The organism is Candidatus Symbiobacter mobilis CR, from assembly GCF_000477435.1.
Taxonomy (GTDB): domain Bacteria; phylum Pseudomonadota; class Gammaproteobacteria; order Burkholderiales; family Burkholderiaceae_C; genus Rhodoferax; species Rhodoferax mobilis.
Genome location: NC_022576.1, coordinates 1021470 through 1033560, shown reverse-complemented (window position 1 = coordinate 1033560; position 12091 = coordinate 1021470). Strand labels below are relative to the sequence as shown.

Sequence of the window (12091 nt, the reverse complement as noted above, 5' to 3'; positions counted from 1 at the left end):
GCAGGGAATAGCAAAGGGCAATGGGTAGATGAGGGTAGATAAGGTATGGGGTCGATAGGGTAGGGGATCGATCAGGTGAGGGATGGATGAGGCGGGCGATTTTGCGTGCGGCATCGCAGACGTCGTACCCTCGGGCCATGATCTTGCCCGACGAAGAAGCGATGCTCCATGCCTTGGCCCAAGCGCGGCTGGCTGCCCAACTGGGGGAAGTGCCTGTAGGCGCGGTGATCGTTCGCGGTGGCGAGGTGCTTGCCGCCGCGCACAACGAAGTCTTGCAGAAGAACGACCCCACCGCCCATGCCGAAATGCTGGCATTGCGTAGGGCCGCAGCCGCTGTGGGGAATTGCCGGCTTGATGGATGCACCCTGGTCTGCACGCTGGAGCCGTGCGCGATGTGTGTCGGCGCTTTGGTTCATGCGCGGGTGGGCAGGCTTGTGTATGGGGCGCGGGAACCCAAAACGGGGGCCGTGCGTTCGCAAATGCAGTTGCTGGCGCACCCCGCGATGCCTAACCCTCCGGTAGTGATGGAGGGCGTGCTGGCTGCGGACAGCGCGAAATTGCTGCAAGATTTTTTTGTACAGCGCCGCGCAGTCAGCCGCTCGCAGCGTTGGCCCTTGCGTGACGATGCGTTGCGTACACCGGAGGAACGTTTTGCGTGCGTCGCCTCCCCGTATGTGTCGCGGTACGTCGCCGATCTACCCAGCCTGGCCGGGTTGCGGATGCACTACTGGTGCGAGGGCGCGCAGACGGCTACGGTTGCCCCGGCCATGCTGACTCTGCATGGCCCGCAGGAATGGAGCGCGGCGTGGATCGAATGGATGGATCGGGACCTCACAGCAGGGCGGCGTGTACTGTTGCCAGACCGGATCGGCTACGGCCGCAGCGACAAGCCCAAGAAAGAATCTGCGCACAGCTTGCGCTGGCACGCCGCGATTGCGCTCGAATTGCTCGATCGCCTGGGCATCGGCTCGGTCGAGATTCGCACCAGCCTTGCGGGGATGCCGGTGGCCGAAGCGTTGGCTATGCTGGCGGGGGAACGGGTCGTTGCAATCCATCCCGCCACGCCATCGCTGCTTTCCGAAGCAGTACGCGAAGCGCCGTACCCCGACCGGGGGCACCGCGCAGCATTGCGGGCTGCGCAGCGGGGAAGGGCTTGAAGCAAGGTTCAAGCCGAGCGCAACAGGTCAACCTGAATCCGTGTTCCCTTGGACTGGCCCCTTCCTTGCGGGCCTGAACGCATGAATTTTGAGCGTTCTCCCTTGGGTTCTGCCCTCGTCACCGCCGATCCGAGGAACATTCGGTCGGGATATCAGGGCAAATCTGCCATATCAGTGCCTTCCATCAACGCATTTTCCGCACCTCACGCAAACCCACCCCTTCCGAAAATCCGGAATCCGCAACCTGTGGGCCGTGGCGTTCGCGGGCCATCATCCCGAAGACGCGGCAGTTTGCAACCGCGCCTGAAGGGTGACAAACACCTTGGCATGCGCCGCCACACCGCGACCGAAGTCCAGCACCAGGCGGCGGGCATGGGCCACAAACTTCGCCGCCCGATACATGATCTCCTGCAGCACGGTCTTGATGCGTCGGCGCTTGGCCGGATGCCGGATCGGCGTGATCTTGCCGGTCAGTCCCAACTGTCCCAAGAGGCGCAGGCAGTTGTAGGCGAACGCCGCCAGATGCAGCAGGCTGTCGTTGGTATCGAACTTGCCCGAAGGCAGCCGCTCCAGGTCCAAGTCGGTCTTGAACTCGGAATGAAACTGCTCGTGCATGCCGTGATGTTTGTACAGATCAATGACCTCCGCTGCGTCAACGGCCAGCGTCGTCCACCAGCCTTCCAGTTCGATGTCGGGCACCAACAGGCGTTGCCCTCTCTTGTCGATGCTGCGTTCGATCACTCGGGCCACCAGGCGGAAACGGCGTTTCTCCTTGCCAAAGCTTCGTTCCACGTCTAAAGACAGCACGCCCACCCGCTTGCCGGGCCGCGTTTCCACAAAGCTTCCCGCCGCTTGGGCACGCTCCACCCAGGCCGCCTTGTCCTGTTTGCGCGGATTCCACTTGCAGAGAAAGTCGAAGGATCGCCCCAGGCGGGCGAGCCGGTCTCGTTCCGTCGCCTTGGCAAACAACAGGCGGGCGCTGTCGAAACCGCTGTCCTCGCGCAACAGGACGGGCTGGTCGGCTTGGACCAAACGTTCGATGCGAGGAAACATGCGCTCGTAGAAGTATTCCGTCTTGCTCGCAGAGTGCTGGGAACCAGGCCGCAACTCCAGGCCGATGTTCCAGCCTTCGTTACCGATGTAACCGGCGATCGGGGTATACCCGTCGAACCCCTGGTAGGTGCGTTTCACCTCTTCCTTCTTGGTGCCGCTGTTGTCCATGGCGAAGGTGTCGATGTCGACACAGACAAATCCTTTGTGCGGCGTGATGGGGGCTTCGGTGCGCTTCAGCAGGCGCAGCGACAACTCGTCGGTCCATTCACGGATCGCGTCGGCCTTGGCATCCAGGCGCTGACGCAGCCAAACGCTGCCGGGAACCTTGGACAGATGCAGGGCTTCCTTGAAAAAACGGTCATTGCGGAACGATTCGATGGCTTCGAAGTCGCTCTTGCCCAAGCTCAGCAGCCCAATCGCGCTCTTGACGATGTCCGAGGTGCGCATGCCATGCGACACCGGAATCTTCGGGTCGATCACCGCCTCCACCTGGGCGGCCTGACAGCATTGCCCGATCAGCGCCAGTCCGGAATACGAGGTCAGTTGCAGCTTGCTGGTTTGCTTGACTTCAAATTGCGCCATGTTCGTTTGGGTGAGCCTGAAAATACTGTAATTATCTCATATAATCAATGCGTTATGTGTGCATGGCGGCTGGGTGAACACGGATTCAGGGTCAAGAAATTCGTCTAGCACGACGATCCACCCCGCACGACACAGCGCACCGTTGGCGTGCGCCATATCGGCAAAACGGCGTATCGGTACCGCTTGCACTGCGGGGGGAAGACTTTGGTGCTGAACCGAGTGCATTGCGTCGGCACTAGATTTCCACTTTCACGGGAATGACGGAAAGAATTCCTGCGCAAAGCAGGAATGGATCGGAGAAGTCGAATCCCTATTGTTTGGAAAGGATCGCGGAAAAATCGATGGTTCCATCAGTACGTCATTCCCGCGAAAGCGGGCAACCAGTGCCGCTTACTGTGTGACACGGATACGCAAGGCTTCTTGGGTCAGCATGTTGATGCTTTTGCCTTCGGCTTGCGCGGCAATGGCAAGTTGTTCATTGAATTGGCCAGAGAAATGCCTTCTGGGTTCGATGCCTTTTTCCTTGCAAACCTCCAGGAAAACCAGCAAGGATTTTTGGAACTCTGTTTGTAATTCCTGGGGGTTCTTGCCGTAGAAGTCTGCACCACCGTTCAGCCCAAGAATTTCACCCCGACAAAGATCCAGCTCTTCGTCGTATTCGATCTTGGCGTGATAGCCGTCCACTGTCATTACGTTCATGGTTCTACTCCGTGCTGCGCAAGCCGTTTTTGGGTATTTATCGTTGCATGACTTGGCGCCATCGCTTATTTTTTCTGTTCGGGCCGCAGACGCGCCCGTGGGTGGGCGGCATCGTAGACCTTGGCGAGGTGGCCGGTGTCGAGGCGGGTGTAGACCTGCGTGGTTCCGATGTTTGCGTGACCCAGCAATTCCTGCACGCCGCGCAAGTCGCCGCTGGACTGGAGGACGTGGCTGGCGCAGGAGTGGCGCAGCATGTGCGGATGCACGGGGGTGGACACCCCTGCGCGCTGGCTGCGTTGGCGCAGTCGCTGCCACACCGAGTGCGTCGTTAGCCGGGTTCCCCGGCTGCCCACGAACAGCGCTTCGGCATCGGTGATGGTTCCGTGCTCTGCGCGAACGGCCATCCAGGCCCGCATGGCCGTTACTGCCTTGGCACCAATGGGGACGATGCGTTTTTTGCTGCCCTTGCCGGTGACGCGGGCTTCCCCCGCGTCGATGTCGATCCATCCTTTTGCGGTGGGGCTGGCGTGGGCGTCCAGCGCGCACAACTCCCCCACCCGCAAGCCCCCGCCGTAGAGCAATGCCACGATGGCGGCATCGCGCGCTTCGAGCCAAGGGTCGGCATCGTCGTCGTGGAAATCGGCCAGACCCACGGCATCGTCTACACCCAAGGCTTTGGGCAGGGGGCGCGCCGATTTGGGCGCTCGCAGATCGGCAATCGGGTTGGCGCGAATCTCGCCCAAGCGCCCCAGCCAGGTATAGAACCCCCGCCATACGGACAGCGTCAGCGCAATCGTTTTTCCATTTTTGCCTTGAGCATGGAGCTGCGCCATCCATTTCCGCGCCTGCGTCCGTTCCAGCGTTGGCAGCGCGATGCCTGCTTCATCGGCCAGTTTTTGCAGCCGGGCCAGGTCGAAAGCGTAGAGCGAGACGCTGCGTGCGGCCAGGCGCTTTTCAAAGCGGACGTGGTCGAGGTAGCGCAGCAAAAGGGGGTCGGTTGGGGCCATGGCTTCGCGAACGCGCTGCGGCAGGATGGCGACATTGGCACCTTGCTGACCCCGCTTACTGTGTGACACGGATACGCAAGGCTTCTTGGGTCAGCATGTTGATGCTTTTGCCTTCGGCTTGCGCGGAAATGGCAAGTTGTTCATGCAATGCGGGTGGAATGCGAACATTGAATTGGCCAGAGAAATGCCTTCTGGGTTCGATGCCTTTTTCCTTGCAAACCTCCAGAAAAACCTGCAAGGATTTTTGGAACTCTATTCGCAATTCCTGGGGGTTCTTACCGTAGAAGTCAGCTCCGCCGTTCAGCCCAAGAATTTCACCCCGAAAAAGATCCAGCTCTTCGTCGTATTCGATCTTGGCGTGATAGCCGTCCACTGTCATGATGTTCATGGTTCTACTCCGTGCTGTTCAAGCCATTTGCGAACGCTTGCGACGGCACCTTTGTCCGTGTTCGGGGAGGGGTGCTGCCTGTGAAAGACACGCACTTCGCCAAACAACACAACAGCCACACGGCTACCTTCACGCTCGCTGACCTCGGCACCCAGTTCCTCCAACAAGCCTTCGATGTCGCGCCACGGAATGTTTGCGCTCGTTGGTCTGGCAAAGAGGAGTTCAAGCGTGCATTGGTGTTTTCGCTTCATTGTTAAATGGTACTGTTATCTGAGCCTCTTGCAAAATTCCTGCCGAAGCGAATAGCCGACTGCATTTGTCGCCTATAAATTGCGATTTTTTGGAGTCAAAGGGCTGATTCCGGAGTGGAATCGTTCCTGTATCTATCCTGAAGGTCGATATTTCATGATTCAGCGCGAACGGAAGCCGACATCTGCGGATGCCGTGGATTCCAAGGCGGGAGAAAGGGGGATCATGATCGCAATCGCATCAATTGGTCGGCGCACAACGCCAGTACGCCGAACATCAGGTGGCTCATTACTTTGGTAGCGCCCCTGACCATGAGGTGGCTTGCGCCAAACTCGTCCTTGAGGCGAGCGTTGGTGCGCTCTGCAGCGGTACGTTCGTTGTAGCGAATGGCTTCGTGAGGCAAAAACTCGATCTTCTCGCCTCCACGCGGATTGTGGTCAATCAGCGGGACATGGCCCAGGTTTCGGCTGTCCTCCCGGAGATCATGGCTGCAATAGGCTGCATCCATCAGATCGTAGAGATTCGTCACCCGCTGGGCGCTGATCCGCGACAAGGGGATGGCAGCACGACTGTCGTGCATCGAGGCCGAGGACAGCAATGCAGCGATAGGCACGCCACAGTCGGCCGTGTCGAGGTGCAATTTGTAGCCATTCCAACTGACCTTGTAGCCTTGAGCATTGGACTTGGTACCCCGATCACAAGCTGTGGGAATCTCCTCGATCATCTCAGCCAGTGTTTGTATACGCTGACGCGCTAATGGGGAGGTTTTGGCCGTCTGCTGGCGTTCTTCCCCACTCTTTGGGCGCCCACGCCGCCGCTTGGGCGCGACCGGCGTATCGCAGACTGTGGCCGTTGGCTGGGATGCTGGTGGAGCGTCGGTCGCTGGGGTGGTTGTGGGAACGGATGACGGCGCTTGTGTTGCCTTGACCGAACAGGGGCGCTCGCGTGCTTCGATGGCTGTGCCATCCCGGCTGATGTGCCCAATCAGCTCCTTGCCGAGGTGTTTTTGGATCAAGGCTTCATGCACCCGCTCGGCCAAGCGGGCCTTGGCAAATTCGTCGAAGGCGCGCGAGAAGGTGGCTTCCGAAGGCAGCACTTTTTGGGTCGGAAAACCACAGATGCGGCGCAAGGAACGATCCACGGACAGACGTTCGATCAACCCCACCGTCGTGGTAATCCCCAATACCACCTTGGCGACAAAAGCGTTTGCCAGCCACGAGCGTTCGTGCGGCGGGCGACCGAGACCGCACCACGATGCCCGTACATACTCCTCAAGGCGAACCCACTCCAGGGTATGGATCACTTTCTCCAGTTTGGGTGTCAACGGCCCCACCTCATTCCAGAGTTCGGGCAAAAGCTCTTCCTGGACAATGCTCCAGCGTTGCATGAGAAGTTCGCGTCGATTACTATTCATTTTGCGGGCGTTCGATGTCGGATTGAAGAACTTCATCTTGCCAGAAATGGCGCGCCCGCACCCGATTTTCTTGCCTCAACCAGCAAAAATTCAGCCTCGGAATCGGGGTTTTGCAAGAGGCTCAACTGTGTAAGAATTCAAGCGAGCCGACAGCAGGGGATGATTACTCGAAAGAGACTCGCCCCATTGCGATGAAAGCTGATCGGCTCGCTCAACTTCCATCAGCTCGTGGTCGTAGAAAAGTCGGCCACTGGCATCTTCTTCCACCCTGTTTTTATGCGGCAGGTGGACAGGGATGGCCTTGTGCATCTTGGCAGACGATCCAAAATGGACGACAATCGGCTTATCCCCGGTAACGTCTTGGGCGTAGAGTTTGGGGTCGCGCAGCAATGCATCGGCATCACGCGTACCGGGGTACTTCCACATGGTTTGCAGCGACAGTTGTTTTCTGCCTGTACGAACCTCCTGTACCACCATTTGCGTATCGTCAGGCATGTGCTTCACATAGCTTATACATTTCCTTCCTATTCTGTTCAAATCTCCAACCCTTACCGCATCTGGGTTGGATAGAACATCAGGGATGAGAAGGAGATCGTCTTCCGTTACTGGCACTTGTCCGCGCTTCTTTTCCTGTTCAGCGTCACCATGATGGTTCATGATGTGTTGAATCGCGTATGTGTCAATGGAATGGCCAAACCCGTCAATATCCAGCCCTATCGTCGATGCAATGGCAGATATGCGGATGTCAACAGGAAGAAAAGTGGACGCCTTCCCAGAAAAGTCCTTTGACTTCCACTTTTGGATGACGCCTCTTACGACATTTTTTGCAGATTCCATCGCGGTAGTGAACCTGCCCAAATCGTCATGGTTCGGATTCGCCTTGCGCATCTCGCCGCCCCGCCCGAAGTCTTCCTCGTCTCCTTCCTGGTCGTCGTCGCCGCGGTCATCCTGTTGACCATCGCACCGCCCGATCTCCCCGCGAATCCACTCCACAACGTCGGATTCGCTCATCTTGCCCATGCCAGCGATTAGCCCCAGCATCTTCTTTCGTGGGGCATCCGGCGCTTCCTCGATCACTTGCAGCAGGTGTTTGTACCCGCCCATTTTCTGGATCGCCGCGGCCAGTTTTGCTGGCACCTTGCTGCCGGTCGAAGCCGGTTTGGGCGCTTCCCCAAACAACGTATCCTGCACCGGCACAGCGCGTGCCTTGACCTTCGTCGGCTCTTCCACCGCTTGGCGTAGTGCGGCTTGATGTAGTGCCCCGCCTTGTCTGTGTGCCCCTTGACGGGCACCACTGCATCGAATAACGATCGTTGCTCGGACTTGAAGAAAAACAGCAGACGGATTTTCGTGAGATCGCACATAGGGGTACACCTTGTTGGTGGCCTATATGCTTGTGTCACGACGGGCGATACCGGTCGTCGCCCGTCGCCCTATTTTTCTCGCTCTCTTTTTTCCTGCCCCTCTAGGATGCGCCTATTCGTTTCTATTGCCTCCGGGGTTAGTAGCCCCTGCTTTAGGTATTCCGGTAAGCGATCGAATTCTGGCCGCGTCGTAGGATCAACATACTTTGACCCCCTGTAGTCCGGGTAGTCAAACAATTCCGGGTCAGTTTTTATCAGTTCATTGATGTCCTTCATTTTTTCCTCCATAGCAAGATTCTACGCTCATGCAGTGATTTTGTCAAAGCATCCTTCGATTCTGATGAAGAAATTAGTATTGGCGGTTTCCCTTCGGCAACATTGTTATCATGGAACTTCTATCTTTTCACCATCGGTCTGATTTGATCAAAAGACGATTCGTTTTCAGTGTTACCGAGAATAACGTCAATGGGCACGTACCGACCTGATTGCGATTCTTTTCAGGATCCCAGTTTATGCATTTCATGATGGAGCGCCATCGCATTTTTTTCGATTCGGGCCGCAGACGCGCCCGGGGGTGGGTGGAGTCTGCGCGGACGGTTCCTTCCCCCAGCGGGGCCATCGTATGTACCCATTTTCGTTGGGATTCCAAGTCGCGCCAAGCTGTGACGATGGTGACGATGCACTGGATTCCCGCTTTCGCGGGAATGACGGAATCACGGCTTTCACATTGAAAACCCCCGCCAGGCCCCAACCTGTACCCACAACACACTACGGGGAGAACCGACATGCGCACCGAAAAAATGACGAATACCTTGCAGCAGGCTCTGGGCGATGCCCAAACGCTGGCGCTGGGGGGGGATCATCCGTACATCGAGCCTGCGCACTTGGTCGTTGCGTTGCTGCGGCAGGCCGATGGCCCGCTGCCGCTGCTGCAACGCGCGGGGGTACACGTCGCTGGCTGGCTGGCCGCTTCGGAAGCGGCGCTGAAAAAGCTGCCACAGGTTTCCGGGGACGCGCAGGTGCAAGTCGGCAGAGACTTGGTCACGCTGCTCCAGCAGGCGGAAAAGGAGTCGCTCAAGCGCGGGGATGCGTACCTGTCCAGCGAGATGGTGCTGCTTGCGCTGTCCGACGCCAAGAGCACTGCGGGGGAGCAAGCGCGCGCTCATGGACTGGCGCGCAAGAACCTGGAAGCCGTGATCGACACCGTGCGTGCCGGCCAAGGCGTGGATAGCGCCGATGCGGAAAACCAGCGTGAATCCCTGCGCAAATACTGCCTCGACCTGACCGAACGCGCCAGACAAGGCAAGCTCGACCCCGTGATCGGGCGCGACGACGAGATTCGCCGTGCCATCCAGGTGCTTCAGCGCCGCACCAAAAACAACCCGGTGCTCATTGGCGAACCCGGCGTGGGCAAAACTGCCATCGTCGAAGGGCTGGCGCAGCGCATCGTCGCCGGGGAAGTGCCCGATACGCTCAAAAACAAGAAAGTGCTTGCACTCGATCTGGCCGCGCTGCTTGCCGGGGCCAAGTACCGGGGGGAATTTGAGGAACGCCTCAAGAGCGTGCTGCGCGAACTATCGCGGGATGAAGGGCAAACCATCGTCTTCATCGACGAGCTGCACACGATGGTCGGCGCAGGCAAGGCGGAAGGGGCCATGGATGCCGGCAACATGCTCAAGCCCGCGCTGGCGCGGGGCGAGCTGCATTGCGTCGGCGCGACGACGCTCGACGAATACCGCAAGTACATCGAAAAAGATGCGGCGCTCGAACGCCGGTTCCAAAAGATCCTCGTCGGGGAACCTTCGGTGGAAGCGACGATCGCAATCCTGCGCGGGCTGAAAGAACGCTACGAAAAACACCACAACGTCGACATCACCGACCCCGCCATCGTTGCTGCGGCAGAACTGTCGAACCGCTACGTCACGGATCGCTTCCTGCCCGACAAGGCCATTGATCTGATCGACGAGGCTGCGTCGAAAGTCAAGATCGAAATGGATTCCAAGCCTGAGGCCATCGACAAACTCGACCGCAGGCTCATCCAGTTGCAGATCGAGCGCGAGGCGGTCAAGAAAGAGCAGGACGATGCCTCGCTCAAGCGCCTGGAGCTGATCGAGACGGAAATCGGTTCGTTGCGCTCGCAAATCGCTTCGCTCGAAGAAGTGTGGAAGTTCGAGAAAGCCAGTGCGTTGGGCAGCCAACACCTGCGTGAGGAGATCGACGCGCTCAAAACGACGATTGCCCAGCACACGCGCAAGGGCGACTTCAACAAGGTGGCCGAATTGCAATACGGCAAGCTGCCCGAGCTGGAAAAGCGCCTGCGGGAAGCGCAGGTGCGCGAATCGCACCGCGAAGAGGGTGCTGTTCCCCGATTGCTGCGCACGCAGGTCGGCGCGCAGGAAATCGCCGAAGTCGTCAGCCGCGCCACGGGTATTCCCGTCTCCAAGATGATGCAAGGGGAGCGAGAAAAGCTCCTGGCAATGGAGAAGCACTTGCACCAGCGCGTGGTGGGGCAAGACGAAGCCATCGCAGCAGTGGCCCATGCCATCCGCAGGGCGCGTTCGGGCCTGTCCGATCCGAACCGGCCAACGGGATCTTTTCTATTCCTAGGCCCTACAGGGGTGGGCAAGACCGAGCTGTGCAAGGCGCTGGCGGCGTTTCTGTTCGATGCGGAAAACCACCTGCTGCGCATCGACATGAGCGAATACATGGAAAAACACGCCGTGGCACGGCTGATCGGTGCCCCGCCCGGATACGTGGGGTACGAGGAAGGCGGGCATCTGACGGAGGCAGTGCGGCGCAACCCCTATAGCGTCGTGCTCTTCGACGAGATCGAAAAAGCCCACCCGGACGTATTCAATGTGTTGCTGCAAGTGCTCGACGATGGCCGCCTGACCGATAGCCAGGGGCGCACGGTCGACTTCAAAAACACGGTTGTCGTGATGACGAGCAACATTGGCTCCCAGCTCATCCAGAACATGGCGGGGGAGGATGGGGCGCAGATGCGCAAAGCCGTGTTGGCGGAACTCAAAAACTATTTCCGGCCGGAGTTTCTCAACCGCATCGACGAGACGGTGGTTTTCCATGCCCTGGATGCCGCGCACATTGCAGGCATTGCACGCATCCAGCTTGCCGTGTTGACCGAGCGCCTAGCCAAATTGGATTTGCACCTCGAAGTGCGGGAAGCCGCAGTGGCCGAACTGGCCAAGGTGGGCTTCGACCCCCTGTTTGGCGCACGTCCCCTCAAACGGGCCATTCAGCAGCATATCGAAAACCCGCTCTCCACCCTGTTGCTCGAAGGGCGCTTCCCGCCCAAGAGCACGATCACCGTTGACGTCGATACCCAGCACGGGTCGGCGGAATTCGTCTTTGGGTGACGGGCCGCTTGCTGCAGTGCCGTCAGGGGCTACCGATTCGTGGCCCCCTAGAATCCTTTGCAGTTTCATCTCGATCTGGTATCCCCAGACTTCTGCCATGACCGCCGAAGAAATCAGCTTTACGGATTTGATCGCGTCGTCGATCCACGACATGAAAAACTCGGTCAATATCCAGGTCAGTGCTCTCGAATGTATGGCATTGGATGCGCAGTCCCGGGGGGATCGAGACAGCTTCAAGACCCTCGTTGGCGTCATTGCGCAGGCGTATCGCATGAACGCCAATCTGATCCAGCTCTTGACGCTCTACAAATTCGGCAAAGCCATCTATCCCCTCGACATTTCCGAACAATCGGTGCGGGATGTCATCGACGAAGCGCTGTTGCAAACCCATTCGATGATGGATTTCAAAGGCATTAGTGTGCAGGTGGATTGCGACCCAGGGTGTTACTGGTACTTCGACAAGGATTTGCTGTCTGGCGTGTTGCTCAACGCGCTCAACAACGCCTTCAACTACACCAAAGACCAAATACGTATCGCTGCGATCCCTTGCGATGGCGGGCTGTGCCTTCGGGTCGAAGACAACGGCAGTGGTTACCCCGAATCGATGCTCCACTGCCATGGGGTGTGCGCCAACAAAAGTTCCAACTTTTACAGCGGCAGTACCGGGCTGGGGTTTTATTTCTCCGCGCAGGTGGCCAAGATGCACCAGAACGGTGGGCGATGCGGTTCGCTGACGATCGAGAACGGTGGGCTGTATGGTGGCGGTTGCTTTGTCGTGCAACTGCCCTGAACGGGCCTTGCGCT

12 protein-coding genes are annotated in these 12091 nt (G+C 58.5%); 3 read left to right on the top strand and 9 right to left on the bottom strand.

Annotation, left to right across the window (positions count from 1 at the left end; genetic code table 11):
- Nucleotides 1-86: 86 nt before the first annotated feature.
- Nucleotides 87-1157, top strand: coding sequence for a tRNA adenosine(34) deaminase TadA (gene tadA, locus CENROD_RS04300; protein ID WP_081699817.1), 1071 nt, complete (start codon nucleotides 87-89; stop codon nucleotides 1155-1157).
- Between the two features lie 270 nt (nucleotides 1158-1427).
- Here tadA and CENROD_RS04295 read toward each other — a convergent pair whose 3' ends face one another.
- From CENROD_RS04295 to CENROD_RS04260, 9 genes are all read right to left on the bottom strand, one after another.
- Nucleotides 1428-2792, bottom strand: coding sequence for an IS1380 family transposase (locus CENROD_RS04295; protein WP_022771883.1), 1365 nt, complete (start codon nucleotides 2790-2792; stop codon nucleotides 1428-1430).
- 36 nt (nucleotides 2793-2828) lie between these two features.
- A complete protein-coding gene (locus CENROD_RS13850) occupies nucleotides 2829-3017 on the bottom strand; it encodes a hypothetical protein (RefSeq protein WP_022771882.1) in 189 nt (62 codons plus the stop codon).
- A 165-nt stretch (nucleotides 3018-3182) separates the two neighbouring features.
- The gene (locus CENROD_RS04290) at nucleotides 3183-3491 is read right to left on the bottom strand and encodes a type II toxin-antitoxin system HicB family antitoxin (RefSeq protein WP_022771881.1); all 309 of its coding nucleotides are present in this window, start codon (nucleotides 3489-3491) and stop codon (nucleotides 3183-3185) included.
- 65 nt (nucleotides 3492-3556) lie between these two features.
- A complete protein-coding gene (locus CENROD_RS04285) occupies nucleotides 3557-4498 on the bottom strand; it encodes a tyrosine recombinase XerC (RefSeq protein WP_022771880.1) in 942 nt (313 codons plus the stop codon).
- Between the two features lie 55 nt (nucleotides 4499-4553).
- Nucleotides 4554-4886: a type II toxin-antitoxin system HicB family antitoxin gene (locus CENROD_RS04280; protein ID WP_041193266.1), complete on the bottom strand. Its 333-nt coding sequence runs from the start codon at nucleotides 4884-4886 to the stop codon at nucleotides 4554-4556.
- A complete protein-coding gene (locus CENROD_RS04275; RefSeq protein WP_022771878.1) occupies nucleotides 4883-5137 on the bottom strand; it encodes a type II toxin-antitoxin system HicA family toxin in 255 nt (84 codons plus the stop codon). Before CENROD_RS04275 ends, CENROD_RS04280 begins: the two co-directional genes overlap by 4 nt.
- Nucleotides 5138-5358: 221 nt before the next feature.
- Nucleotides 5359-6549 carry an IS1182 family transposase gene (locus CENROD_RS04270; RefSeq protein ID WP_041193817.1) on the bottom strand — a complete coding sequence of 397 codons (1191 nt, stop codon included), beginning with the start codon at nucleotides 6547-6549 and terminating at the stop codon, nucleotides 5359-5361.
- A gap of 90 nt (nucleotides 6550-6639) precedes the next feature.
- On the bottom strand, nucleotides 6640-7779 hold the full coding sequence (locus CENROD_RS04265) for a PBECR3 domain-containing polyvalent protein (RefSeq protein WP_151194581.1): 1140 nt from the start codon (nucleotides 7777-7779) through the stop codon (nucleotides 6640-6642).
- Between the two features lie 203 nt (nucleotides 7780-7982).
- Nucleotides 7983-8189 (bottom strand): hypothetical protein, encoded by a 207-nt coding sequence (locus CENROD_RS04260; protein ID WP_151194580.1) that lies wholly within the window; start codon nucleotides 8187-8189, stop codon nucleotides 7983-7985.
- Nucleotides 8190-8698: 509 nt separating this feature from the next.
- Between CENROD_RS04260 and clpB the strand changes: the two genes are divergently transcribed.
- Together clpB and CENROD_RS04245 are read left to right on the top strand one after the other, a co-directional pair.
- The gene (gene clpB, locus CENROD_RS04250; RefSeq protein ID WP_022771874.1) at nucleotides 8699-11287 is read left to right on the top strand and encodes an ATP-dependent chaperone ClpB; all 2589 of its coding nucleotides are present in this window, start codon (nucleotides 8699-8701) and stop codon (nucleotides 11285-11287) included.
- Nucleotides 11288-11384: 97 nt separating this feature from the next.
- Nucleotides 11385-12077, top strand: a complete 693-nt coding sequence (locus CENROD_RS04245) for a sensor histidine kinase (protein WP_022771873.1) — start codon at nucleotides 11385-11387, stop codon at nucleotides 12075-12077.
- The last annotated feature ends 14 nt before the right edge of the window (nucleotides 12078-12091 follow it).

What these genes read in the sequence shown, in the direction of transcription:
- tadA (WP_081699817.1), top strand. Translation starts at nt 87, where the DNA reads ATGAGGCGGGCGATTTTGCGTGCGGCATCGCAGACGTCGTACCCTCGG.
- CENROD_RS04295 (WP_022771883.1), bottom strand. Translation starts at nt 2,792, where the DNA reads ATGGCGCAATTTGAAGTCAAGCAAACCAGCAAGCTGCAACTGACCTCG.
- CENROD_RS13850 (WP_022771882.1), bottom strand. Translation starts at nt 3,017, where the DNA reads ATGCACTCGGTTCAGCACCAAAGTCTTCCCCCCGCAGTGCAAGCGGTA.
- CENROD_RS04290 (WP_022771881.1), bottom strand. Translation starts at nt 3,491, where the DNA reads ATGAACGTAATGACAGTGGACGGCTATCACGCCAAGATCGAATACGAC.
- CENROD_RS04285 (WP_022771880.1), bottom strand. Translation starts at nt 4,498, where the DNA reads ATGGCCCCAACCGACCCCCTTTTGCTGCGCTACCTCGACCACGTCCGC.
- CENROD_RS04280 (WP_041193266.1), bottom strand. Translation starts at nt 4,886, where the DNA reads ATGAACATCATGACAGTGGACGGCTATCACGCCAAGATCGAATACGAC.
- CENROD_RS04275 (WP_022771878.1), bottom strand. Translation starts at nt 5,137, where the DNA reads ATGAAGCGAAAACACCAATGCACGCTTGAACTCCTCTTTGCCAGACCA.
- CENROD_RS04270 (WP_041193817.1), bottom strand. Translation starts at nt 6,549, where the DNA reads ATGAATAGTAATCGACGCGAACTTCTCATGCAACGCTGGAGCATTGTC.
- CENROD_RS04260 (WP_151194580.1), bottom strand. Translation starts at nt 8,189, where the DNA reads ATGAAGGACATCAATGAACTGATAAAAACTGACCCGGAATTGTTTGAC.
- clpB (WP_022771874.1), top strand. Translation starts at nt 8,699, where the DNA reads ATGCGCACCGAAAAAATGACGAATACCTTGCAGCAGGCTCTGGGCGAT.
- CENROD_RS04245 (WP_022771873.1), top strand. Translation starts at nt 11,385, where the DNA reads ATGACCGCCGAAGAAATCAGCTTTACGGATTTGATCGCGTCGTCGATC.